At 68.1% G+C, this 23832-nt stretch carries 21 protein-coding genes; all 21 read right to left on the reverse strand.

The window, feature by feature from the left end; all coding sequences use genetic code 11:
* Positions 1 to 17 precede the first annotated feature (17 nt).
* The 21 genes from HXX10_RS17055 to HXX10_RS17155 all read right to left on the reverse strand — a co-directional run bounded on the left by HXX10_RS17055 (position 18) and on the right by HXX10_RS17155 (position 23689).
* A complete protein-coding gene (locus tag HXX10_RS17055; protein ID WP_296523986.1) occupies positions 18 to 842 on the reverse strand; it encodes a phosphodiesterase in 825 nt (274 codons plus the stop codon).
* A gap of 41 nt (positions 843 to 883) precedes the next feature.
* Positions 884 to 1894 carry an ABC transporter ATP-binding protein gene (locus HXX10_RS17060; RefSeq protein ID WP_296523987.1) on the reverse strand — a complete coding sequence of 337 codons (1011 nt, stop codon included), beginning with the start codon at positions 1892 to 1894 and terminating at the stop codon, positions 884 to 886.
* Positions 1891 to 2679, reverse strand: a complete 789-nt coding sequence (locus HXX10_RS17065) for an ABC transporter permease (RefSeq protein WP_296523988.1) — start codon at positions 2677 to 2679, stop codon at positions 1891 to 1893. The genes HXX10_RS17060 and HXX10_RS17065 overlap by 4 nt, the downstream gene beginning before the upstream one ends.
* A 3-nt stretch (positions 2680 to 2682) precedes the next feature.
* A complete protein-coding gene (locus HXX10_RS17070; RefSeq protein WP_296523989.1) occupies positions 2683 to 3492 on the reverse strand; it encodes an ABC transporter permease subunit in 810 nt (269 codons plus the stop codon).
* A gap of 130 nt (positions 3493 to 3622) precedes the next feature.
* Positions 3623 to 4633 (reverse strand): ABC transporter substrate-binding protein, encoded by a 1011-nt coding sequence (locus HXX10_RS17075; protein WP_296523990.1) that lies wholly within the window; start codon positions 4631 to 4633, stop codon positions 3623 to 3625.
* Positions 4630 to 5715, reverse strand: a complete 1086-nt coding sequence (locus tag HXX10_RS17080) for a LacI family DNA-binding transcriptional regulator (protein WP_296523991.1) — start codon at positions 5713 to 5715, stop codon at positions 4630 to 4632. The genes HXX10_RS17075 and HXX10_RS17080 overlap by 4 nt, the downstream gene beginning before the upstream one ends.
* 126 nt (positions 5716 to 5841) lie before the next feature.
* Positions 5842 to 6543, reverse strand: coding sequence for an NUDIX hydrolase (locus tag HXX10_RS17085; protein ID WP_296523992.1), 702 nt, complete (start codon positions 6541 to 6543; stop codon positions 5842 to 5844).
* 197 nt (positions 6544 to 6740) lie between these two features.
* Positions 6741 to 7640 carry a PhzF family phenazine biosynthesis protein gene (locus HXX10_RS17090; RefSeq protein ID WP_296523993.1) on the reverse strand — a complete coding sequence of 300 codons (900 nt, stop codon included), beginning with the start codon at positions 7638 to 7640 and terminating at the stop codon, positions 6741 to 6743.
* Positions 7641 to 7645: 5 nt separating this feature from the next.
* A complete protein-coding gene (gene pdxY, locus HXX10_RS17095; RefSeq protein WP_296523994.1) occupies positions 7646 to 8494 on the reverse strand; it encodes a pyridoxal kinase PdxY in 849 nt (282 codons plus the stop codon).
* A gap of 70 nt (positions 8495 to 8564) precedes the next feature.
* Positions 8565 to 9347: a hypothetical protein gene (locus tag HXX10_RS17100; protein WP_296523995.1), complete on the reverse strand. Its 783-nt coding sequence runs from the start codon at positions 9345 to 9347 to the stop codon at positions 8565 to 8567.
* A 213-nt stretch (positions 9348 to 9560) separates the two neighbouring features.
* The gene (locus HXX10_RS17105) at positions 9561 to 10460 is read right to left on the reverse strand and encodes an EamA family transporter (protein WP_296523996.1); all 900 of its coding nucleotides are present in this window, start codon (positions 10458 to 10460) and stop codon (positions 9561 to 9563) included.
* Positions 10461 to 11030: 570 nt separating this feature from the next.
* Complete coding sequence (locus HXX10_RS17110; protein ID WP_296523997.1) at positions 11031 to 12065, reverse strand: ABC transporter substrate-binding protein; 1035 nt, start codon at positions 12063 to 12065, stop codon at positions 11031 to 11033.
* Positions 12066 to 12368: 303 nt separating this feature from the next.
* Entirely contained in the window at positions 12369 to 13388 is a 1020-nt protein-coding gene (gene ilvC, locus HXX10_RS17115; RefSeq protein ID WP_296523998.1) for a ketol-acid reductoisomerase, read from the reverse strand.
* 130 nt (positions 13389 to 13518) lie between these two features.
* Positions 13519 to 13902, reverse strand: a complete 384-nt coding sequence (locus HXX10_RS17120) for a type II toxin-antitoxin system PemK/MazF family toxin (RefSeq protein ID WP_296523999.1) — start codon at positions 13900 to 13902, stop codon at positions 13519 to 13521.
* Positions 13883 to 14218: an AbrB/MazE/SpoVT family DNA-binding domain-containing protein gene (locus HXX10_RS17125; RefSeq protein ID WP_296524000.1), complete on the reverse strand. Its 336-nt coding sequence runs from the start codon at positions 14216 to 14218 to the stop codon at positions 13883 to 13885. The genes HXX10_RS17120 and HXX10_RS17125 overlap by 20 nt, the downstream gene beginning before the upstream one ends.
* 169 nt (positions 14219 to 14387) lie before the next feature.
* On the reverse strand, positions 14388 to 14936 hold the full coding sequence (ilvN, locus tag HXX10_RS17130; RefSeq protein ID WP_296524001.1) for an acetolactate synthase small subunit: 549 nt from the start codon (positions 14934 to 14936) through the stop codon (positions 14388 to 14390).
* Between the two features lie 97 nt (positions 14937 to 15033).
* Positions 15034 to 16794, reverse strand: a complete 1761-nt coding sequence (locus HXX10_RS17135; RefSeq protein ID WP_296524002.1) for an acetolactate synthase 3 large subunit — start codon at positions 16792 to 16794, stop codon at positions 15034 to 15036.
* Positions 16795 to 17129: 335 nt separating this feature from the next.
* A complete protein-coding gene (locus HXX10_RS17140) occupies positions 17130 to 19139 on the reverse strand; it encodes an autotransporter domain-containing protein (RefSeq protein ID WP_296524003.1) in 2010 nt (669 codons plus the stop codon).
* Between the two features lie 354 nt (positions 19140 to 19493).
* Positions 19494 to 19862, reverse strand: a complete 369-nt coding sequence (locus HXX10_RS17145; RefSeq protein ID WP_296524004.1) for a response regulator — start codon at positions 19860 to 19862, stop codon at positions 19494 to 19496.
* On the reverse strand, positions 19859 to 22189 hold the full coding sequence (locus HXX10_RS17150; RefSeq protein ID WP_296524005.1) for a PAS domain S-box protein: 2331 nt from the start codon (positions 22187 to 22189) through the stop codon (positions 19859 to 19861). The genes HXX10_RS17145 and HXX10_RS17150 overlap by 4 nt, the downstream gene beginning before the upstream one ends.
* A gap of 195 nt (positions 22190 to 22384) precedes the next feature.
* Positions 22385 to 23689: a response regulator gene (locus HXX10_RS17155; RefSeq protein ID WP_296524006.1), complete on the reverse strand. Its 1305-nt coding sequence runs from the start codon at positions 23687 to 23689 to the stop codon at positions 22385 to 22387.
* Positions 23690 to 23832 lie beyond the last annotated feature (143 nt).

A 23832-nucleotide genomic window follows, 5' to 3' on the forward strand; every position in this document is an offset into this window, starting at 1 on the left:
GCTGACTGACCGCGGCGTCACCCGCCGCCCGGATACTCGGCCGGCATGACGAAGGGGAACGGGCCCGGCGCGCGCTGCACATAGGCCTGGTGGGTGACCAGCCCGGTGCCCTCGATCCACTGGTGCAGCAGGAAGGCGGGCGGCTCCAGCACGAAATCGGACGGCGCGCCGGGCGCGAGGTTCAGCGTCACCTGATGGGCGACCGACGGCGCGATCTGGCAGATCGTCCCAGCGAAGCGCACCGCGACCGGCCGGTGATGGTGGCCCGTGATCACCCGCTCGACCTGCGGGTTGGCGGCGACGATCGCGGCAAAGCGCGCCGCGCCGTCGAGCAGCCGGATGCGGTCCATGTGGCCGATGCCGCAGACGAAGGGCGGATGGTGCACGGCCACGACGGTGGGCACATCGGGCGCTGCAGCCAGCGCCGCAGCGAGAAAGTCGAGCGACGCCGGCTCCAGCCGCCCGGCGCTGTGGCCCTCCCACAGGCTGTCGAGGCCGATCAGCCGCACCGGGCGCATCTCCACCACGAAGTCGAGCGCGCCATCGGCCGGTAGGTAGCCTTTCGGCGCCAGCGCAGCGCGCATCGCCTCGCGCCGGTCGTGATTGCCCGGCACGCAGAAGACCGGCATGGGCAGGCGGTCGAGCAGCGTGGTCAGCAGCGCGAACTCCTCCGGCAGCCCGCAGTCGGTGGCGTCGCCGGTGAGAACCACGAGCTCCGGCGCCGGCCGCAACCGCAGCAGCGCGTTGATGGCGTTCTCGGCGAAGGCGTTGGTCTCGGCGACTCCGTAGGCGGGCACGCCGGGGGGACGAAGATGCAGGTCGGAGATTTGCGCGATCAGCATGGAGGCGTCACTGGTTCGGGTCGGTTGCTCGGGTTGCAAGCTCAGGTCGGGAATACGTGCAGGCGGGCCGGATCGACGGCGAGCGAGACGGCATCGCCGGGCCGCACGGGGCGCTCCGCCGGCACCTCGGCCTCGACCGCATGGCCGGCGACGTCGAGGGTGAGCCGGCGGTAGGCGCCGAAGAAGGTCGCCGCCGTGACCATCGCGACCACCGAGCCCGCCTCCGGCGGGCCGACCGCGACGGCCTCGGGGCGGAAGAACGCCTCGGCGACGCCGCAGCCGGGCAGGAGCCGGCCCGGCAGCCGGTTCATGACGCCGACGAAGCCGGCGACAAAGCGGTCGGCCGGGCGGACGTAGACATCCTCGGGCGTGCCGAGTTGGACGATGCGGCCCTGGTTCATCACGGCGATGCGGTCGCCGATCGCCATCGCCTCGGCCTGATCGTGGGTGACGTGGATGGCCGTGATGGCGAAGCGGCGCAGCAGCCGCGCCAGCTCGATCCGCAGTTTTTCGCGCAGCGCCGCGTCGAGTGCCGACAGCGGCTCGTCGAGCAGCAGGATCTTCGGCCGGATCGCGATGGCGCGGGCAAGCGCGACGCGCTGGCGCTGGCCGCCGGAGATGCGGTCGACCGGCCGGTCCGAAAGCTCGGCGAGCCCGACCATGTCGAGCAGCCGCCCCACCTCGGCGTCGCGTGAAGACTTCGGCTCGCCCCGCACCTTGAGGCCATAGCCGACATTCTCGGCGACCGTCATGTTGGGAAACAGCGCATAGGACTGGAACACCATGCCGACGCGGCGGCGCTCGATCGGCACCGTGGTCACGTCGACGCCGTCGAACAGCACGGCGCCGCCCGGGTCGGGCGCGCCGAGCCCGGCGACGAGCCGCAGCAGCGTCGTCTTCCCGCAGCCGGACGGCCCGAGCAGCACCAGGATCTCGCCCGCCGGCAGGTCGAGATCGGTCGGCGCGAGCGCCACGACGCCGCCCGGAAACGTCTTGCCGGCGCGCCGGATCGACAGGCTCGCCCCGTGCGCCGTGGTTTCTTCTGCCGTCACGCCGTCCTCCGCGGCTCGCCGATCCGCGCCACCGCCTGCATGGCGACTAAAAGCGGCACGATCATCACGAAGAACACCAGCGTGTAGGCCGAGGCGATCTCCAGCCGCATCGAGGCGTAGGAGTCGGCGAGCCCGACCGGCAGCGTCTTGGTCAACGGCGTGTGCAGCATCCATGTCAGATTGAACTCCCCGATCGAGAGCGTGACCACGGTGAGGGCGCCGGCCAGGATGCCGGGCCGCGCATTGGGCAGCATGATGTCGACGAAGCGCCGCCACGGCGAGGCGCCGAGCGAGGCGGCGCCGTCGTCCAAAAGCCGCCAGTCGAACGACTGCAGCACCGCCATCACGGAGCGGATCATGAAGGGCAGCGTGTAGAGCACATGGCCGATGACGATGAAGGCCGACGAAACCCGCAGCTCGCGCACGCCGCCATAGGTGATGATCAGGGCGAGCGCCAGGGCGAGGCCGGGGATCGCCAGCGGCAGCGTGACGATCTCCTCGGCGATGCGCGCGAGCCGGCCGCCGCGGCGCACCAGCGCATAGGCGGCCGGCACGCCGATCAGAAGCGTGACGACGAGCGTCGCCAGCGCGATCATGATCGAGCGCAGGATGGTGTCGGCATAGAGCCGCCAGACTTCAAAGATCCAGTCGAGCGTCAGGCCCTCGGACAGGCCGCGAGAGTAGGACACCGAGACGCCGGCGACGATCGACACCAGCGCCGGCACCACCAGGAAGGCGGCGACCAGCACGGTGAGCAGTCCGGCGGCGAGCGTGGAAAGACGCATGGCTCAGCCCGCCGCCGCGACGGCGCCGGTCGCGTTGCGGGCCAGCGCCAGCGCCAGCCAGGTGACGAGCCCGAGCGCGATGGAGAGCGCCGCCGCGATGGCGACGTTTCCGCCCAGCGTGAACTCCGTGTAGATCACCATCGGCAGCACGTCGATGCGGGTGGCGAGCGTGAAGGCGGTGCCGAACGCCCCCATGGCGGTGGCGAAGCACAGCGCGCCGGCGGCGACCAGCGCCGGCGCCAGCGCCGGCAGCACCACGTCGCGCTGGATGCGGAACGGCCCGGCGCCGAGCGAGCGCGCCGCCTCGACCAGCGCCGGATCGAGCTTCTCCACGGCGGCCATCACGGTGAGGATCACGCGCGGGATCGAGAAGTAGAGATAGCCGACCAGGAGGCCACCGAGCGAATAGGCGAAGACGATGCGCTCGCCGAACAGAGCCTCGCTCGCCTGCGCGACCAGGCCGAGCCGCCCGCTCAGAAGGATCACCATGAAGCCGACGACGACGCCGGGAAACGCCAGCGGAAAGGTGAGCATGGCGACCAACAGATCACGTCCGGGAAAGCGCCGGCTCGCGAGGAACTGCGCCGCCACGGTGGCGATGGCGAGCGTCAGGGCGGTGGTCGCGGCGGCGACCACCAGGGTCGAGATCATGGTGGCGCGATAGCGCGGCTCGGTGACGACGGCCAGATAGGCGCTCCAGCCGAGCCGGCCGGAGCCGGCGACCGGCACCAGCGCCGCCATCGGCACCAGCAGAAAGGCGAGCACGAACACGCCGGCCGGCAGCAGGAGCAGAAACTCGAAGCGACGGGTCATCGGGATTTACCTTCGTCATTCCGGAAGCGCCGCGGAGCGGCGCTGCCCGGAATCCATAATCCCTGTCTGTGAGTATGGATTCCGGGCTCGCGGGCCTGCGGCCCGCGCCCCGGAATGACAGCAATTCTAGTCACCGCACCTCGGCGAGGTAGCGATCCGAAAACGCCTTCTGGACCTGCTCGGCGGCGCCCCAGTCGATGTCCTTGACGCGGGCGTAGTCGGACTTCGGCAAAAACTTCGCGGCGACCTCGGCCGGCATCTCGATCGGCCGGGCCGGGCGCAGATAGGCGTTGGTCCACACGAGCTGGCCCTTGTCGGACAGGAGATAGTCGAGCACGCGCTTGGCCTCGGCGGGATGCGGCGCACCCTTCACCAGCGTCATCACATAGGGGAACGACACCGAGCCCTCGCACGGGATGACGAACTCGAACTTGCCCTTCTCGGTGTATTTGGCCCGATAGGCGTTGAAGTCGTAATCGAGCAGGATCGGGATCTCGCCCGAGACGGCGCGCGCATAGGACGTCTGCTGCGGCACGATCGGATCGTTCTCGGCGAGCTGCTTGAAGTAGGTGAGCCCCGGCTCGAAATTCTGCAGCGTGCCGCCGAGCGCGAGGTTGACGGCGACGGCGCCGACATAGCCGACCGCCGCCGAGGTCGGGTTGAGATAGCCGACCAGGCCCTTGTACTCGGGCTTGGTCAGGTCGGCCCAGCACTTCGGCACGGGCTTTCCGCGCAGCGCATCGACATTGACGAGCAGGCCGAGCGTGCCCTGGTGCACGGTCCACCAGTGGCCGTCCGGGTCCTTCAGGCCCGCCGGGATCTGGTCGAACAGCGCCGGCTTGTAGGCCTCGGTGACGCCCTCGTGCTTGGCCTTGATGCCGAACGTGATGCCGTAATAGGCCATGTCGGCGACCGGATTGGCGCGCTCGGCGAGGAGCTGCGACAGCGCCTGGCCGGAGTTCTTGTTGTCGTGCGGCATGGCGATGCCGAGGTCCTGCTGGACGGCTTTCAGCATCGAGGCCCAGTCGGCCCATTGCGGCGGACAATTGTAGCAGATCGCCGTGCCGCTCTGGCCAAAGGCGGTCGGCACGGCGAGAAGCGTGGCGGCGGCGAAGCCGAGGAGGATACGGCGGGTCGTCATGGGGAGGTCTCCAGTGGAAGGCATGAGGTGACGGGGGCGTCGGCGAGCGTGCCGCCGGGCCGGATCAGGTGTGGAAGGCGAAGCGTGCGTGCCGCGGTGGGCTTTCCGCCGCGCGGGCCGACGAGGTCGAGCAGCATGGCGGCAGCGGCCGTGCCCATGGCGCGGGCCGGCCACTCGACGGTGGCGAGCGAAGGCGCGATCAGCCGGCCGATGGCGATGCCGTCGAAGCCGGCGACCGAGACATCCTGCGGCACCGCGAGGCCGTGGCGGCGCAGCGCCGCCATCACGCCGATGGCGAGCAGGTCGTTGGAGGCGACGATCGCGGTCGGCTGCAGGCGGGCCAAGACCTCGGTGAGGTCGATGTGGTCGGCGCCGTCGAGGAAGTCGATCTCGATCGGCGGTGCGACCGGCAGGCCGGCCGCGGTCAGCGCGTCGCGAAATCCCTCGAACCGGGCGCGGGCGCGGTCGGACGACTCGAAGCGGCCGGCCACGAAGGCGAGCCGACGATGGCCGCGCGCCAGCACGGCAGCGGCCAGCTCGCGCCCGGCGCCGCGATTGTCGACCGTGACGACGGCGCCGCCGCCGGCATTCGCTTCGACATCGATCTCCGTGCCGACGGCCGGCGCCGGCTCGTTGAACAGCAGCACGGTGGGGATGCCGGCCGCGGCGGCGCGGCGGCGCGCCTCGCTCGACGCCGGGTCGCACACGGTCAGCACCAGGCCGGCGGGCCGCTCGGCGATCAGCGGCGCGATGGCCTCGGCCTCGCGGCCGGCCTCGTAATTCGACTGCGCGATCAGCACGGCATGGCCGGCCCGGCGGGCGGCGTCCTGCAGGCCGGCGAGACAATCGGCAAACACCGGATTGGTGACGCTGGGGACCAGCACGCCGATGGTGCGCGAGCGCTTCAGCGCCAAGCTACGCCCGACCTCGCTCGGGCTGAAGTCGAGCTCGGCGACGGCCGCGGCGATCCTTTGGCGCAAGGGCCCGCTCACCGGGCCGGAGTCGTTCACCACCCGGCTGACGCTGGCGATCGAGCAGCGCGCGCGGCGGGCGACGTCCTTGATGGTGGTGGCGGCGGGCATGCTGGCTCGGCGGTGTCGACGTCGATGTAAACGTTTTCACCAAGGTAGCGGCGGCCCATGACAGACCCGCGACAGCCGTTTCGGCGTTTTCAGCGCTCTCGGGGAGGGGTCGGAAGAACGCGCGTCTCACCGCCAAGCGTGCAGCAGATAGGCCTGGACGAAATCCAGGATCGTGTCGTCGAGATCGGTCGGGCTGCGCACCACGCGGATGGCGGCGAGCTCGGGATGCGTCTCGCCGGCGATATGGGCGCGGATGTTGTCGCACAACGCATCGGCCGGGAGGCGAGCTTGCAGCACGCGGATCACCGCGAGGCGCGGACCGGCCGGCACCATGGCCCATGGTCCCGCGTCGTAGTCGTCGGGCGCGAGCCCGGTCTCCTCCCGCACCTCGCGAAAAATGCTGCCGGCGAAGTCGACCATGCCGTCGCGAACGTCACTTGGATCCGGCGTGCCGCAGGGAAAGTAGACCTTTCCCGCATTGGCTGTGCCGGCCGCCATCTCGCCGAGCAGGAAGGCACCGTCGGATGAGCGCAGCGCCCCCATGGCGAAGGCATTGGTGACGCCGGTGTCGGGAAAGCTCCAGTCGCGCCACGCCAGGAAACTGGCGAAGTCGGTCTCGAAAAACGTTCCGCGCAATACGCCGTCGGCCAGCGCATGCTCGCGCATCAGCAGCACACGGCCGTTCCACACATGCGGCAGCCCGCGCCGCAAATTCTCGAAATGCGCGTCGATCTCGGCGCGGCGCGTGTCGGCAAACCGCCACGCCCTCGTCTCGAGCGTCAGGTCCAGGCGTTCGCAGGGAAACACGGTCAGCGCCGAAGAGGTCATACCAGCCCTCGTTGGCTTCGCCCCCTCGCGTCATGGCCGGGCTTGACCCGGCCATCCATCAAGCTACTGAAAATAAGGTTTCTTCTAGAGATGGATACGCGGGTCGAGCCCGCGTATGACGAGTCGGAGCATGTGACGGCTGGTATCATGCGGGCTTGGTGACCGAGCGGCGACGACAGGTCAAGCGACGATCGGGGTCAAGCGAGAAGCCGCCCCTCGCTCACCACCACGGCCTCGCCGCCGATCGCGGCCGCAGTCAGCACGCCGACGCGCAGCGCGAGCGACAGCACGATGCGGCTCGGGCGGCCCATTTCAAAACCCTGCTCGATCACCAGATCATGGTCGCCGTCCAAAAGCCCGCCGTGCCGCGCCACCGCGCCGGCAAAGGCCGCGACCGCGGCGCCGGTCGCCGGGTCCTCGCCGATGCCGAAGCTCGACGCGAACATGCGGGCGTGGAAGGCATGGCCCGGCTCGGCGGTCTCGCGGCTGAACACGAAGGCGGCCGAATGCCCTTGCGTGCCGAAGGCCGCGCCCCAGTGGCGCATGTCGGGCTTTGCGCGGCCGACCGCGTCCAGGCTTTTCAGCGGCACCAGCGTGAAGGCGACGCCTGCCGACCAGCTTTCGGGGACGAAACTGTCGAAGCCGATGTCGTTCTGAGACAGGCCGAGCGCAGCAGCCGCCGCACCGGCATCGACCACACCCGCCACCGGCTCCGGCAGCCGGGGCAGATCGAAGCGCGCGCGGCCGCGCGCGGCATCCAGCGGCTCGACCCGGCAGCGCACCGGCCCGACCGCCTCCTCGACGACGAGATCGCGCACGCCCGCGCCGCCGTCGAGCCGGCCGAGCAGCACCGCGGTGCCGACGGTCGGGTGGCCGGCGAACGGCAGCTCGCGGGCCGGCGTGAAGATGCGCAGCTTCGCCCGGTGAGCCGGGTTCTCCGGCGGCAGCACGAACACGGTCTCGGACAGCGCGAATTCCTTGGCGATCGCCTGCATGGCGTCAGGCGCGAGGCCCTCGGCATCGAGCACCACGGCGAGCGGATTGCCTGCGAATATTTGTGACGTGAACACGTCCAGCGTGACGAAGCGTCGTGCCATGGCGATCACACCGGTTCCGCCGTGAAGACGCGCGACGGCGTCACGAACTCGTCCTGCGCCGCGACCGTCAGGATCTCGCGCGAGCCCGCCTCGACGGTGCGCTTCAAGAGACCGAAGATCGACGACGCGGCGCGCGACAAAGCCTCGGCGGTCGAGCCGGTGGACAGGTGATGGAAGAAGAACAACGCCGCGATGGCATCGCCCGCACCGTTGATCGAGATGTCGAGTTTTGGGGTGCGCAGGCGGAAGCGGCCGTCCGGGCCGGAGGCGAGGAGATCGATGGCGTCGGCCGGCGTCTCGTCGGTGTGCAACGACGTGACCAGGATCACGCTCGGTCCGAGCACGTGCACGACATCGATGGCCTTCACGGCGTCGGCGAGCGTGCCGGTGGTGCGGTCGGCCAGGTATTCGAGCTCGAACTGGTTGGGCGTGATGATGTCGGCCGCCGGCACGGCGCGCGCCCGCATGAACTCCGGAAGGCCGGGACGCACGAAGATGCCGCGGCCGACGTCGCCGATCACCGGATCGCAGCAGTAGCGCGCGGCCGGATTGGCGGCCCGCACCTTTGCCACCGCGTCCAGGATCGCCTCGCCGATGTCGGCGCCGCCCATGTAGCCGGACAGCACACCGTCGCAACGCGGCAGCGCGCCGCGCTCGGCGATGCCCTCCAGGAGCTCGCCGATCATGCCGCCGTCGAAGACCCGGCCTTTCCAGGCGCCGTAGCCGGTGTGGTTGGAGAACTGCACCGTGTGGATCGGCCACACCTCGCAGCCGAGCCGCTGCAGCGGGAACACAGCCGAGGCGTTGCCGACATGGCCAAAGGCGACGTGCGATTGAATCGAGAGAATGTTCATGCTGGACGAGCGTGTTGCGGATGGGTCCGGAACCCCTACAGGGCGTCGCGGCGCAAAGCAAATCAGCCGCTCAGGCGGGCGGAAGTCGCCCGGCCACGATCGTCTCGGCCAGCGACAGAAGCGCCGCGGCACCGTCGTCCTGCTCGTCCAGGCACGCCGCCTCCAGGCGGTCGCGCGTCGCGGGCCGCAGCAGCCAGCGCATCACCGCGTCGTGGGCCGCCTCCACGTGCGGCCGCGGCAGGCCCACCCAGCCCCGGTTGGCCAGCCGGTTACCGATCCAGTCCGCGGTCGCGACCATAACGGCGATGTGCAAGACCGGCAGGCGGCCGCGCTCGGCGTCCCAGGCCGCCAGAAGCGGCGCCACGTCGCCGCCCGCATGCGCCGCCATGCACAGCGTGTCCTCGGCGGGATCGCTGTGCCAGGCCGGCAGGCCGGTCGCATCGAGCAGCGGAGGCGTGAGCAGGTCGGCGCGAAGCTGCGCCAGAAAGAAGGCGTCGATGGCGTCCCGCTCGGCCGCCGGCCAGGCGTTCCGGTAGTCGGCGCGATGCAGCCGCTCGAGACAGATCTCGGCCCCGGTGGTCGAGGGCGCGTCGCCTGCGGCGATCAAGTCCAGGTAGCGCGGGAGGAAATACCGGAACTCGTATGCGACGTCGTCGTCCCACTCGTGCGCCGAGTGGGTGTATTGCGCGAGCAGCGACGACGAGATCGACGTCAGGGGCAGGATCGACAACGCCCGCGCGTCGTCCGGGCCGACGCAGACATTGCAGCGGCAGACCGTGACGGCGCCGCTCATCCGGTATCGCCCGAACACGCGGTACGCGCCTGCGATCGCCGCCGCGAGGTCCGGGGTCATGGCTCGATCCATGAGAGCATTCTCGAGCAAAGTGGCGACCGACTCGCGTGACGAAAACGCCCCGGCTCCGATGTTCAGCGCGTTCCGACGCAAGACCGGCCTCCCGTTCGCCGAACGCGCTCTCGTGTCCAGGCCGGACGGCCGGGCCTGTCATGGGTCGAGCGGCGGGCGCCGCCGGTTCACGGCGAAGCAGCGCCCGGTTTCGTAGTGGGATCAGGCCGGGGGTCTGGTGGACCGGGTTCGACGCCGCGACGACGGCACCAGCAGCACGGCCAGCCCGGCCAGCACCAGCCCCATGCCGGCGAGCCGCAGCGGACCGAACTGCTCGCCGAAGACAAGGCTCGACGCCACCGCCCCGATGAACGGGACCAGCAGCGCGAAGGGCGCGATGGTCGCCACGCCATAGCGGCGCAGGAGCTGTCCCCACGCCGCGAACGCGATGGTGGTGCCGGCGAAGCCGAGGAAGACCACCGACACCCAGGCGATCCACGGCGCCGCGGCAAGGCTGTGGCCGATCGCCTCCGGCCCGTCGAGAGCGAGCGCCAGCGCCAAGCAAGGCAGCGGCGGCACCAGGCTGAGCCAGGACATCAGCGCGACCATGTCGGCGTGGCCGACCCGCCGCAGCAGCAGGTTGCCGACCGCGAAGCTCAACGGCGAGAGCAGCATCAGGCCGAGCGCGGTGGCGTCGAATTCTTCCCCGACGGTCGCCGCGATGCAGGCGAGCCCGGCCGCCGCGACCGCGAGGGCCGCGGTCTGCCGGCCGGTCGGATACTGGCGGAAGATCGCCGCGGCCAGCGCGACCGTGAACATCGACTGGGTCTGCAGGATCACGGCGGCGAGGCCCGGCGGAATGCCGTGCGTGATGCCCAGAAACAGGAACATGAACTGGCCGACGAACAGCGTCAGGCCGAGTGCGATCGTCAGCCGCCACGGGATCCGCGGGCGCGGAACCACCAGCAGCGGCAGCGCCGACACGGCGAACCGCAGCGCGGTCAAGAGCGGCGGCGAGAAGCTGTCCAGCCCGAGCTTGGTGAAGACGAAGGCGACGCCCCAGATGGCGGCGACGAGCAGCGCCAGCAGCACGTGCGGCAGAGTGAGGCGGGGGGTGTACATTCCGGGTCCGTCATTGGGGGTTCCGGCCGCGGGTCGCCGACCCCTTCACCCGGATGCCGCGTTCTTTTTTGCGCGGCGCTTCGACCTGTCGCCCGCCCAGCCGGAGAGGTCAAGCGTGTCGCCTGCAGGCGCGGCCCGGCACCAATTCTCCCCTCATGGTGAGGAGCGGCCGAAGGCCGCGTCTCGAACCATGAGGCCACGGACCCTTCAAGGTGGGGCGGATGGAGGTGGCGGCCCCTTCGCGAGCAAGAGCGCAGCCACGACCTCCGCTCATGCCCGCGCAAGCGTGCATCCAGGGCTCCCTGCCGTGCCGCTCCTGGGTCCCCGCCTGCGCGCCACGGCATACACAGATCTCGTTTTGTCGAGACCATCTGGTGGTACGGCAAAAAGAGCGCCTTCCCCACCGTCGTCATCGCCGGGCTTGACCCGGCGATCCATCATCCTGCGAACAAAGCATTTTTGCGAAAATCGATGGATGCGCGGGTCGAGCCCGCGCATGACGCTCTCATGCATGGCAAGCGATGTGTGCATCCCGTAGCGCGAAGGCGGGGACGAGCGGACGATGACGCCTCACATCGCGGCGGCGGCCTTCTTGACGAAGCGGTCGTCGAAGGTGCGCTTGAGGTCGATCTTGGCATCCTTCATCTCGTCGTCGAACTGCACCAGCATGTCGAGGGCGTTCTTCATGCCCTTCTCGGGGATGATGCCGGTGGTCGAGTACATCGGCTTCGACGCCGTGAAGGCGGCCATGTAGAGACTGCGGTCGCCGAGGTGGTACTCCTCCGGCACCGCCTTGGCGACATCGTCGGGCGTGGCGGTCTGCAGCCACTTGAGCGTCTTGTAGAAGGCGTTGACGATGCGCTGCGTGGTCTCGGGATTCTTCTCGATGAAGTCGGTCTTGAGATAGACGACGGCGGCCGGATTGTTGCCGCCCAAAAGCTTCTCGTTGTCGGCCTCGGTGCGGCTGTCGGCCATCACCACCACGTCGCCGTCCTGAACCAGCTTGGTGATGACCGGATCGAGATTGGAGATCGCGTCGATGTCGCCCTTCTTCATGGCGGCGACGGCCGACATGCCGGCCCCGATCCCGATGATCGACACGTCGGTCGACTTGAGCCCGTCCTTGGCCAAGAGCGCGTTGAGGAAGAAGTTGGTCGACGAGCCCGGCGCCGTCACGCCGATCTTCATGCCCTTCAGGTCCTTGAACGACTTCACCTGGGCGGCCTTGTCCTTGCGCACCGCGAGCACGATGCCGGGGAAGCGGCCGAGCTCGGCGACGGCGCGGATCTCCTGGCCCTTGGCCTGCATCCTTATGGTGTGCTCGTAGGCGCCCGTGACCACGTCGGCGGAGCCGCCGATCAGCGACTGCAGCGACTTCGCGCCGCCGCCGAAATCCGTGATGGTGACGTCGAGGCCCTGCTCCTTGAAGAAGCCGAGCCGCTCGGCGAGCGTCAGCGGCAGATAGTAGAGCAGGTTCTTGCCGCCGACGCCGAGCACCAGCTTCGGCTTTTCGGGCGCCGGCGCGGCGGGCGCCTGGGCGAGCGCCGGCCCGGCGAGTGCGGCGAGCGCCGTGACGGCGGCGACGGCCAATGCGGCGAGCTTCATACAAAGTCCTCCCTGAGGGCCCGGGTCGCGCTGAGCGTGTGCGGACCCTTGTTGGGTTCGTCGATATCGGGAGGCGGCGGGGGATTCAACCGGAATCGCGCTGCGACCTCTCCGTCATTCCGGGGCGCCGCGCAGCGGCGAGCCCGGAATCCATAAACACAGGCCGGGGTTATGGATTCCGGACAGCCGAGCTCCGCTCGGCTTCCGGAATGACGAAGACTGCGAACTCCATGAAAAAGGGCCGCCTCGCGGCAGCCCTTGTCCAAGAACAGGATCGGACGCGTCCGGTCCAGGCGAGCCTGGTCAGTTCCGGCTCTTGTCGACCATGGCGCGCTGCTTGATCCAGGGCATCATCTCGCGCAGCTTGGCGCCGACCTCCTCGATCGGATGCTTGGCCATCTTGGCCCGCATCGCCTTGAACGAGGCCTGGTTGACCTTGTTCTCCAGCATCCAGTCCTTGACGAAGGCGCCCGACTGGATGTCGTCCAGCACCTTCTTCATCTCGGCCTTGGTCTCTGCCGTCACCAGGCGCGGGCCGGACTTGTACTCGCCGTACTCGGCCGTGTTGGAGATCGAGTAGTTCATGGTGGCGATGCCGCCCTCGTAGATGAGGTCGACGATCAGCTTCATCTCGTGCACGCACTCGAAATAGGCCATCTCGGGTGCGTAGCCGGCCTCGACCAGGGTCTCGAAGGCGGCCTTCATCAGCTCGACCACGCCGCCGCACAGCACCGCCTGCTCACCGAACAGATCGGTCTCGCACTCCTCCTGGAAGGTCGTCTCGATGATGCCGGCGCGACCTCCGCCGATCGCCGAGCCGTAGGACAGGCCGATGTCGTGGGCGTTGCCGGAGGCGTCCTGATGGATCGCCAGCAGGCAGGGCACGCCGGCGCCGCGCTCGTACTCGGCCCGCACCGTATGGCCAGGGCCCTTCGGCGCGATCATCAGGACGTCGATGTCCTTCTTCGGATCGATCAGGTTGAAGTGGACGTTGAGGCCGTGCGCGAACATCAGGGCGGCGCCCTCGCGGATGTTGGGGGCGATCTCGGCGGCGTAGATGTCAGCCTGCAGCTCGTCCGGCGTGAGCATCATCATCACGTCGGCCCACTTGGCGGCCTCGGCGACGGTCATCACCGGCAGGCCGGCGGCCTCGGCCTTCTTGGCGCTCGCCGAGCCCTTGCGCAGCGCCACGGCGACGTTCTTCACGCCGGAGTCGCGCAGGTTGAGCGCGTGGGCGTGGCCCTGGCTGCCGAAGCCGACGATCGCGACCTTCTTGGTCTTGATCAGATTGAGGTCGGCGTCGCGATCGTAATAGACACGCATCGGTGGTTCCCCTGCTCGGCGGATCGGGCCGCCTTTGTTGTGTGGGTCCGGCAGGCCGGAGACCGGGCTGCCGTGGGTGGGTTCTTAAGAGGTACATGGAGCCGGGACAAGCCCGGTTCCGGCGGAAGTACTATGCCGATGCGTCCGGAATGGACGGCGAAGGGCCGGACGCGATCGGGACGCTGTCGAGGCCGAGGAGCGCGACCAGCACTCCGCGGACGTCGAGCAGGACGCGATCGGGAACGTGCTCGATGACGCCGAACACGCGGTGCTCCCGGTCGACGGTCCGGATCTGATCGACCAGAACCACACCCCTGGTTTCCAACCCTTCCGGCAGCGGGACATTGAAGCTCCACGGCTTCGCCCGCGACGTGATCGGACAGACGACCGACCGGCGGGAAATCTCGTGGTAGGCGCGATCGCTCAGCACCAGCGCCGGACGACGCCCGGCCTGCTCGGTGCCGAGAACGGGATCGAGCTCGACCCAGACAATGTCACCGCTTTCGGGAAGCATCTTTTCTCGTCAGGTCCTCGAACGTGATCTCGCCGCGCGAATACGCATCCTCGGGCAGAATCTCCGAGCCGCGATCCGGCCCCCAGTCGACGGTCGGCGGCTCGTTCTCCGGTCCGAGCCGCTTTGCCTCGGCGACTAGATCGGCGAGCCGGTAGCGCGTGTAGGCGACCGGCGCGACCGAAGGCTTCAGCCGCAGCTCGCGCCCCTCGACCACCACGTCCACCTCGCTGCCCTCGGACAACCCCGCCGCCTCGGCTGCCGCCTTGGGCAGCCGGACCCCGAGACTGTTGCCCCATTTCGAGACCTTGACCTTCATGGCATCCTCTTCGGATACACAATGTATATCCGAGATCGAGGGGCGTCCACCTCACCGCCGTCGTTCCGGGACGGCCCGAAGGGCCGGGCCCGGAACCCATAATCCCTGTCGGTGGGCATGGATTCCGGGCTCGCGGGCTTTCAGCCCGCGCCCCGGAATGACCGGAGGCTCACATCCCCTCCGGCCCCCGCGCGATGGCGACGATGCCGGTGCGGGAGACCTCGACGAGGCCGAGCGGCAGCATCAGGCTGACGAACTGGTCGATCTTGTCGGCCGCGCCGGTGATCTCGAAGACGAAGCTCTCGACGGTCGCGTCGATCACCCGGGCCCGGAACGCGTCGGCGAGGCGCAGCGCCTCGACCCGGTGGTCGCCCTTGCCGCGCACCTTCACCATGGCGAGCTCGCGCTCGATCGAGCGGCCCATCACGGTCATGTCGACCACCCGGTGCACCGGCACCATGCGGTCGAGCTGGTTCATGATCTGCTCGATCACCATCGGCGTGCCCCGCGTCACCACGGTGATGCGGGACAGATGCTTCTGGTGCTCGGTCTCCGACACCGTCAGGCTCTCGATGTTGTAGCCGCGGCCGGAGAACAGGCCGATCACGCGGGCCAGCACGCCCGGCTCGTTGTCGACGATGACGGAGAGCGTGTGGATCTCGATCGCCTGGGCAATGCCGGCGGAGGGATAATGCGACGTGCTGGTCGGCGTGCTCATGGTCGGACTCGTGGACATCATCTGAAAAAGGCCCCTGCCCCGAATAAATAATCCGCTCGTCCCTCTCCCGATCGGGAGAGGACCGTGTCGCATGTCGCTAGACCATCATCCGGCCTTCCTCGGTGACCGCCTCGTCGAGCTTCTCGGCGGCGTCACCCAGGATCATCTCGTTGTGGGCGCGACCCGACGGGATCATCGGGAAGCAGTTCTCGGCCGGATCGACGACGCAGTCGAACAGCACCGGCTTGTCGACCGCGATCATCTCGCGGATGGCGTCGTCGAGGTCGCCCGGCTTGCTGCAGCGAATGCCGACGCCGTGATACGCGTCGGCGAGCTTGACGAAGTCCGGCAGCGCCTCCGAGTAGCTCTGCGAGTACCGCCCGCCGTGCAGCAGCTCCTGCCACTGCCGCACCATCCCCATGTACTGGTTGTTGAGGATGAAGATCTTGATCGGCAGCCGATACTGCGCGGCGGTCGCCATCTCCTGCATGGTCATCTGCACCGACGCCTCGCCGGCGATGTCGATCACCAGCGAGCCCGGATGGGCGAGCTGCACACCCACGGCGGCCGGCAGGCCGTAGCCCATGGTGCCGAGGCCGCCGGACGTCATCCAGCGGTTCGGCTCCTGGAAGCCGTAGAACTGCGCGGCCCACATCTGGTGCTGGCCGACCTCGGTGGTGATGTAGGTGTCGCGGTCCTTGGTCAGCTCGTAGAGTCGCTGGATCGCGTATTGCGGCTTGATCACCTCGGTCGACGCCTTGTAGGCGAGGCTCTTGCGGGACCGCCAGTGGTCGATCTTCTTCCACCAGCTCTTGTGCGCCGCGCCGTGCACGTCGCCGGGCTGGGCCTTCCACAGCCGCAGCATCTCCTCCAGCACGTTCGCGCAGTCGCCCAGGATCGGCACGTCGACCTTGACGTTCTTGTTGATCGACGAGGGATCGATGTCGACATGGATCTTGCGCGAGCCCGGCGCGAAGGCGTCGAGCCGGCCGGTGATGCGGTCGTCGAAGCGCGCCCCGATGCAGATCATCACGTCGCATTCGTGCATCGTGAAGTTCGCCTCGTAGGTGCCGTGCATGCCGAGCATGCCCAGCCATTGCGGGTCGGCGGCCGGATAGGCGCCGAGCCCCATCAGGGTCGAGGTGATCGGGAAGCCGGTGGCGCGCACGAGCTCGCGCAGCAGCGCGGTGGCACGGAGGCCCGAATTGATCACGCCGCCGCCCGTGTAGAACACCGGGCGCTTGGCCGTGCGCATCAGCGCCACCGCCTCCTCGATGCGCCCGGGGTCGCCCTTCATCTTCGGCACGTAGCCGCGATGCGCGAAGGTCTTCGGCCGGGTGTAGGTGCCGGAGGCGAACTGGATGTCCTTGGGCACGTCGATGACGACCGGGCCGGGCCGGCCGCTCGCGGCGATGTGGAAGGCCTCGTGCAGCACCCGCGGCAGATCCTCGATGCTCTTCACCAGGGTGTTGTACTTGGTGCACGGCCTCGTGATGCCGACCGTGTCGCACTCCTGGAAGGCGTCGTTGCCGATCAGATGGGTCGGCACCTGGCCGGTGATGCAGACGATCGGGATCGAATCGCACATCGCGTCGGCCAGGCCCGTGACGGCGTTGGTGGCGCCGGGGCCCGAGGTCACCAGGACACAGCCGACCTTGCCGGTCGAGCGGGCGTAGCCCTCGGCCGCATGCACGGCGCCCTGCTCGTGCCGCACCAGGATGTGCCGGACCTTGTCCTGATGGAACAGCGCGTCGTAGATCGGAAGCACCGCGCCGCCCGGATAGCCGAAGATGTGCTCGACCCCCTGGTCGATCAGCGCCTGGATGATCATCTCGGCGCCCGTCATCTCCTTCGTCATCGATCTCTCCGCCTTGCTGTCTCGTTTCGGCGCAATGGCCGTCTTCGGGAACGTGTCTTCAGGAATGAAAAAAGGGCCACCAGGGCCCCTTGCACAGCACGCCACCCCGGGCAGGATCGGTCAGGCCGATCCCCGGATGGCGCGCCGTCCTACGATGAGGCTCGCAATAATATTGCGCATCGACTTCCACTTTCGCTTCAAAAGTTGCCGGCCTTATAGAGGAGGCAGGATTCGGGGTCAAGGCGGTCGCGCCCAAATTCTGCAGCTTCGCTGCAGAATCAATGGGCTTTCGAGGCCTCGTTGTTCAGGCCGAGGACGCTCCGCACGCGGGGCGCCTAGAAGGCGACCCTGATGCCGCCGCTGACGCCGAAGTCGTTGCCGCCCTCGCGGCCGAACGTGGTGGCCGCGTTGACGGTGGCGCTGACATTGCCGGCCACGATGGCGGCGACGCCGCCGGCGACCTTGCCGTAGGTCCGGCCGCTGGCGTCGGGAACCGGGGTGAGCACCGGGAGCAGCGGTGCCGTCACCTGGGTGGTGGTCACGACCCGGCCGGAGCCGAGGAAATCGTGCTCGGCCGTGACGTTGACGAAGGGATTGTAGACTCCGGTGCTCAGCAGGACCGGAAGGCGCACCTGCAGGCCGGCCCCGCCGGTCAGATTGTCGAGCGCCTGCCGGTCGACCATCATGGTGAGCAGGCTGTCGCCGGTTTCCGTATAGGCGTGGATGTTGGCGTGCGTGTAGGCGAGGCTGGCGATCGGCCCGGCGCGGAACAGCCCGACATCAGTCAACCACCCGCCCTTGGCGGCGGCCGTGAAGGTGTCGGCGCTGGTGCCGCCGTGAACGGTGTCGATCACGCCGTTGCGAACGAGCGCAAAATCCTGGCGACCATAGGCGAGGAGGCCGTCGGCGAACCAGTTCATGTCGGTGTACGAGGCGTAACCGGCGAACTGATAGGCATTGATGTTGTTGCGGGCGTTCTGAACGCTGAGATCGACGTGGGGCTCGGAATAGCCGAACACGGCGCCGAGCCGCACCGTCGGATCGAGCCGATACTCGACCCCGAGCGTGCCGCCGACGGCGTGGAGGTCATAGCCGGCGGCATAGAACTGCCGGTCCTGGGTGCCGCCGCTGTACCCGACCTCGCTGAACATCGACCACCGGCTGCCCGGCGCGATCGGCACCGGCCCCTTGATCGGCATCGCCTTGGTCGGCGCATGGGCCATCGCCATCGCGGAGCCGATCCCGTACGGCTGGAAGGTCCGATAGGCGTCGAGGCGCCCGAACACCGAGGTGGCGAACCCCGACGCGACGCTGGTGGTGATGCGGCCCTGCGGCACCACGGTGGTCGGCGCGTCGATCTGGTTCGCCATGTAGGTCGCGATCAGCGCCATCGCGGCGGCGGTCGGATGGACCGAGTTCTGGTAGAAGCAGCCCACCTTGTTCACGACGACGCTGCCGGGCGTCACGCCGGGCGTGCCACTTCCCGCCTCGCAATTGGTGGCGCTGGTGAAACCGTACATCCCGGGATTGTTGGCGACGCGTTCCTGCAGAACGCCGAAGTCGAACATGAAGATGCGAACGCCTGCCAGCGCCAGAGGCCGCAGCATGAGCTGGGTCTGTTCGAGATAGGTGTTCGCCCAGGCGTCCCGCTGTGTGGTCGACAACGCCGTGCCATTGGGCGGTTCTGGAAACCATTTCGAGTTGCCGGTCCCGAGCCAGGCGATGTTGCGCGCGCCGGCCGCCACCAGTTGCTGCGCGCCACCGGTGACGAAACCGTCGACCGCGATGCCGCCGAAGACCGCGTTCTGCGCCGCGAGGATCGCGCGGGCGTTGACGGTCGCGATCGAATCGGCACCGGTCATGTACGACTCGTCGTTTCCACCGATCGACAGCACGATCAGGTCGCGCGCCGTGAACCGCGTGCCATTGACCGCCAATTGCCACAGTTCATAGGGAAAGCCGCCGAGAGGCGGATTGATAGGAGCGATACTGGACGGATCGCCGGCAATGGTGGGGAGCGCGACGAGGGTGTTGGTGTTGTCGGTTCGGGCACCGCCGATCGCGTAGTTGGTCATCCCCGGCAGGCCGTAGATCGACTGCAGCGACTGCACGAAGGTCGTGCCGCCGGTGAACGAGCAATACGGGGCGTAGATGCAGGGCCGGTTTGCCAGGCGAAACGCGCCGCCAGGCGCACCGCCCGTATCCGCATAGCTGTCGCCGAAGCCGGTGATACTGGCGAATTGCGCCTGCGCCGGCAGTGCCGTGGCGGCCAAGGCAGCCGCGCCGGCGATCATCGCGGTACCACTCCTGAGCAGCGCGGAGCGCCGTCGCAGCCGGTCAGACATGGCGAATCACCTCGGCTCTCCAGTTGTTTGTGTTTGCCGCTCCGCGACAGAAACAAACAAGTGCGGGTCATTACGCCGGCCCCGTGAGGATCGCGACGGTCAGGCGGGCTATCTGACGGCGCGATCCGGCACTGCGGGATGTTTCGCGAGGTTTCTCGTCTGTTTTCGACGATGTCGATCGTCGCCGTTTCAAAAAACGCGCGCGGCCGTGACCAGCGCGCATCCCTCATAACGATCGGACGCGACGGTTTGCGATGACGCGTGGCCAAACGGCCACAGCCGAATCCGCCTTCTGCGGACCGTCTTCCGGAGCACGGCCCGGCACACCTGGTCGCGAAACCGCAATAGGATCTACTAAATGTAACTGCTCACGACCGAGGCGAGCGTCATCGGGTCGAACGGCTTGGCGATGACGCCGGCGGCCCCGAGCGCAACGAGGCGCTCGAACTCGTAGGCCTGGGTGCGGGCCGTCATGAACAGGACCGGAATCGTTCTGGTGCGGGTGTCGTCGTGCAGGACCGCCAAGGTCGTCGGACCGTCCATGCCGGGCATCATGACGTCGAGCAGGATGAGATCCGGCACCCATGCGGCGGCGATCGCGGGCACCTCGCCGGCGGTCGCGCACGCCTTGACGTCGAGCGTGGGGTCCAGGCCGAGCGAGAGCGTGATGATCTCGCGAATGTCGGGATCGTCGTCGCAGAACAGGATTCGGCGGCGGGTCATGCGACCTCTCCCCCGGAGCGTTGGTGCGAGCCATCCTGCTTGAGGATTCGCCGCAACGTACCGACGAGCTCGCGGATCGAGCCCGGGGCTTTCATCACGACGGCCTCGGCCCGGGCGCTCGTCTGCTCGTCGGCGCCGGAACCGGAATGAACGACGACCGGCAGCTCGTTGCCGGCACGATCGCGCAGATACGGCAGGAGCTCGGTGCCGCGGCCGTCCGGCAGCCCCAGGTCGAGCAGCGACGCGTCGAACGTGCCGCTCTGCAACGCCTGACGCGCCTCCTCCAGCGAGGCAACCGACACGACGTCGAAGTCCCCCTTCAGCAGATGGCCGACGAGATCCAGAAACGCGCGATCGTCCTCGACGTGCAGCACGCGGGGCCTTCCCTTTCCGGCCTCGATTCGGTCCAGGATGCGGGCCAGGCACGTACAGTCGGCCGGCTTGTCGAGCCAGCCGACGATGCCGAGGTCGTCATATCGCAGATCGGCGTTGCCCGCCCACCCGCCGGGTGCCGCGACGACGATCGGGGTCGCGGCATGGTGCGCGGACATCCGGAGCTGCCGGATCAGGCCGACCCCGTCGAGATCGCGCATCGGCAGATCGACCACGAACAGCGCATAGCGGCCCAGCGCGGCACGCGCCAGCGCCGCACTCGCGGTCGCCACGAAATCGACCACGAACCCCCGCGAACGGACGAGACCGCACAGCGCCGACGACCCGTCGAAGTCGCGGCTGCACATCATGGCCCGGCGCTGCGGTTGCGAAGCGGCCGCCATCGCTTGCGACAGCCCCCCACCGGCAACCGCAGGGAGATCGATGTGGAAGATCGTGCCGCCGCCGGGCGCCGGCGCGAACCCGACCTGACCGCCGTGATGGACGACGATCTGCTTGACGATGTTGAGACCGAGCCCGCTGCCGCCCTTCTGCCGGGTATAGGGGCTCTCGGCCTGGGCGAACTTGCTGAACACCCGTGGCTTGAACTCCTCCGGTATGCCCGGTCCTTGGTCTCGGACCGAGACGCGGACCGCCCCGTTCGCCCGCTCGATCCGCACCTCGACCTCGCCGCCGGCCGGGGAGAACTTGCAGGCGTTGGAGAGCAGATTGGTGACGACCTGAACGATGCGGTCGGCATCGACGCAGACGGTGGCGCACTCAGCATCCGGGGCGAGCATGACCCGCACCTGGAACTGCTCCGAAAATCCGCGGTTCGCCTCGATCGCATCCTCGACCAGCGCGCGGATGTCGGTCTCCTGATGATTGAAGACGACCTGCCCCGACTCGATCTTCTCGATGTCCAGCATGTCGTTGACGAGCCGGACGAGCCGCAGGCTGTTGGCCTGGGCGATCGTCAGCAGGCGCTTGGCCGGCTCGGTCTGAGGACCGGCTGCTCCGCCGAGCAGCAGGCCCAGCGATCCGGTGATCGAGGTGAGCGGCGTGCGCAGCTCGTGACTCACCGTGGCGATGAACTCGTTCTTCATCCGCTCGATACGCTGACGCTCGCGGACGTCGAAGATGACGCTCAGGACCATCTGCCGACCCTCGATCAGGATCGGATTGAGGCCGATCTCGGCCTCGATCTCGGAACCGTCCTTGCAGCGCGCCTGCATCACCCGTCCGTGGCTCGGACGCCCGTCCTTGGCATGCCGGGCGAACGCGCCGCGGAAGGCCGTGTGGCGGGAGCGCATGCGTTCGGGGACCAGCAGCTCGATCGTCTGGCCGAGCAGCTCGCCGCGGGAATAGCCGAACAGCCGCTCGGTCGCGCTGTTGACCAGCACGATGCTCCCGTCCTGGTCGGACACGATCATGCCGCTCGGACAGGCCTCGACCACCAGCCCGAAGAGCTGCTCGGCGAGCCTCTGGTTGGTCACGTCGGTCAGGATCGAGCAAATTCCGACGATCTCGCCCGACGCCGCCCTGATCGGCGACAGCGTGGCCACGACGTTCACGGTCCTGCCGTCCTTGGCGACGCGGACGGCTTCGTAGGTCTCGATGCGCGAGCCCTGCAGGATCATCTCGCGGATCCACGTCGCCTGCTCGACCTCGCCGGGCGGGAAGATCAGATCGATCGGCGCCCCGATCGCCTCGTCGGCCGAATAGCCGAACATGCGTTCGGCACCCGGGCTCCAGCCGGCGATCACGCCGCCGAAATCGATGGTGATGAAGGCGTGGATCGACGACTCGACGGCGGCGACGTAGAGGCGCTCCTGATCGATGGTTCGAATGTCGAGCGGAGCGGCGAGGAATGCGCTTTCGTCGGAACCGGCCGAGGATGCCGGCGGCGGGATCGCTGTGGAGCTGCCGCTCTCTGGTTGGACAGGATTGACCACGTGATCCCCAATGGTTCTGGGCCGGCGTCGCATGCCGGCAGGCCGAGGCGGGGGATGAGGCGATAAGGAACGCTCTTACGAAGGCGCCGAAGTGGTTAACAACTCGGAAACGCATCCGAGCACCGGAATGATCTCGACCGTCGGAAACGTTCTGCGGACCCTGGCCGTCGCTCGATGAGGCAGCTCCCGCCGGTGTCAATCGACGAACTGAACGCCGAACTCGTTTCCGTGCTGCCAACGACACAACACATGCCGTCGTTCGCCCGTTGCCGGAAACAGCAGATCGAACCGTTCCGGCGCGATGAAATGGCCGCCGACGCGCAGCCGCGCCCCCTTCGACGAGATGTCGCGGACGGTGCAGTCGATGGCCGAGCACATGTTCGGCAAGACGATCCGGCCCTGCTTGAACACGCGGTGGCGGCTCGTCGATCGGCGGTCGCCGGAGCGACAGACCGGGATATCGGCCCCCGCTCCGACACTCGCGGCCTCCGGGCGGACCGTCACCGGCATCGCCTCCGCGACGAGGTCGGCCGCGGTTGCCACGTCCACCCTGCGCGGATCCGCAGCGATGGCGTAGGCCTTTCCGCTCGTCCGTGCGTTCTCCAGGGCACTCTCGGCGGCAGCGAGAACCACGCCGATGTCGCGGCCGTTGAGAGGATAGATGGCGGCGCCGATCAGAGGGGTGATCCGGAATCCCATGGCGTCGAGGTTCACGTCCACGGCGAGATCCTGGGCGAGTTTGCGACAGGTGAGCTCGATCGTCTTGAACCGCACGTCGACGTCGGTCAGGGAGATGAACCGCGTGTCGTCGTAGCGGCCGCCGATATCGTAGGGGCCGAGCGATCCCTTCAGACGCGACACGAAGGCGCGCAACGCCCGGTCGGCAACGACCAACCCGAATTTCGCCCGAACAGCGTCGAGATCGTCGGGCGCGATCAGAATGATGGCGCAGCGCCCGTCGCGCTTGCTGCGGACGAGTCCCGCCAGCCGGTCGTCGATGGCGGCGCGGCTGTAAAGACCGGTCGCGTCGTCGAACTCGGACTTGCGCTTCAGCCGCGCGAGCTCGGCCTCGTGGGCGCAGGCCTGCGACCGCCGCTCGATCGCATTGTCGACCGCCTTGAACAACTCGTCCGATTTCAGGTTGTCCTTCAGCACATAGTCGCTGATGCCGCCGCGAAACGCCTTGATGATCGTCCGCTCGTTCCGCTCGACCGTCAGCATCACGATCGGCGGGACGTTCCGCATCGTCTCCTTGATCCTGGCATGGACGGCCAACCCGTTCTCGGAATCGAGGTTGTAGTCGAGAACGACACAGTCGACATCCTGGGTCGCAAGAATATCGAAGAGCTCCCGGCTGCAGGATGCTTCCTTGACCTGGCAGTTGTTGTTCTTGAACAAAATCGACAGGTACTGGCGGAAGATGTCGTCATCCTCGACGATGGCGACGACAGGGCTCTTCGTTGCGATCCGACTCGCCGCATCGCTATGGATTGCGACCATGCCGTCAGCTCCGAGCGTTGGGTCGGACTTCGCGCTGTTCCGCGCGTTCCGCATTGTGGGTTACGGGCGATTAACAGAGCATGCATAGAGGAAGTACGTATAAGTTCAGACATGATCCGACTCGACGCAACAGAAAGATTCTT

The organism is Rhodoplanes sp. (genome assembly GCF_013377085.1).
In the GTDB taxonomy this organism is placed as follows: domain Bacteria; phylum Pseudomonadota; class Alphaproteobacteria; order Rhizobiales; family Xanthobacteraceae; genus Rhodoplanes.

Coding starts and splice junctions, on each gene's coding strand:
- HXX10_RS17055 (WP_296523986.1), bottom strand. CDS start 842: ATGCTGATCGCGCAAATCTCCGACCTGCATCTTCGTCCCCCCGGCGTG.
- HXX10_RS17065 (WP_296523988.1), bottom strand. CDS start 2,679: ATGCGTCTTTCCACGCTCGCCGCCGGACTGCTCACCGTGCTGGTCGCC.
- HXX10_RS17070 (WP_296523989.1), bottom strand. CDS start 3,492: ATGACCCGTCGCTTCGAGTTTCTGCTCCTGCTGCCGGCCGGCGTGTTC.
- HXX10_RS17075 (WP_296523990.1), bottom strand. CDS start 4,633: ATGACGACCCGCCGTATCCTCCTCGGCTTCGCCGCCGCCACGCTTCTC.
- HXX10_RS17080 (WP_296523991.1), bottom strand. CDS start 5,715: ATGCCCGCCGCCACCACCATCAAGGACGTCGCCCGCCGCGCGCGCTGC.
- HXX10_RS17085 (WP_296523992.1), bottom strand. CDS start 6,543: ATGACCTCTTCGGCGCTGACCGTGTTTCCCTGCGAACGCCTGGACCTG.
- HXX10_RS17090 (WP_296523993.1), bottom strand. CDS start 7,640: ATGGCACGACGCTTCGTCACGCTGGACGTGTTCACGTCACAAATATTC.
- pdxY (WP_296523994.1), bottom strand. CDS start 8,494: ATGAACATTCTCTCGATTCAATCGCACGTCGCCTTTGGCCATGTCGGC.
- HXX10_RS17100 (WP_296523995.1), bottom strand. CDS start 9,347: ATGACCCCGGACCTCGCGGCGGCGATCGCAGGCGCGTACCGCGTGTTC.
- HXX10_RS17105 (WP_296523996.1), bottom strand. CDS start 10,460: ATGTACACCCCCCGCCTCACTCTGCCGCACGTGCTGCTGGCGCTGCTC.
- HXX10_RS17110 (WP_296523997.1), bottom strand. CDS start 12,065: ATGAAGCTCGCCGCATTGGCCGTCGCCGCCGTCACGGCGCTCGCCGCA.
- ilvC (WP_296523998.1), bottom strand. CDS start 13,388: ATGCGTGTCTATTACGATCGCGACGCCGACCTCAATCTGATCAAGACC.
- HXX10_RS17120 (WP_296523999.1), bottom strand. CDS start 13,902: ATGCTTCCCGAAAGCGGTGACATTGTCTGGGTCGAGCTCGATCCCGTT.
- HXX10_RS17125 (WP_296524000.1), bottom strand. CDS start 14,218: ATGAAGGTCAAGGTCTCGAAATGGGGCAACAGTCTCGGGGTCCGGCTG.
- ilvN (WP_296524001.1), bottom strand. CDS start 14,936: ATGAGCACGCCGACCAGCACGTCGCATTATCCCTCCGCCGGCATTGCC.
- HXX10_RS17135 (WP_296524002.1), bottom strand. CDS start 16,794: ATGACGAAGGAGATGACGGGCGCCGAGATGATCATCCAGGCGCTGATC.
- HXX10_RS17140 (WP_296524003.1), bottom strand. CDS start 19,139: ATGTCTGACCGGCTGCGACGGCGCTCCGCGCTGCTCAGGAGTGGTACC.
- HXX10_RS17145 (WP_296524004.1), bottom strand. CDS start 19,862: ATGACCCGCCGCCGAATCCTGTTCTGCGACGACGATCCCGACATTCGC.
- HXX10_RS17155 (WP_296524006.1), bottom strand. CDS start 23,689: ATGGTCGCAATCCATAGCGATGCGGCGAGTCGGATCGCAACGAAGAGC.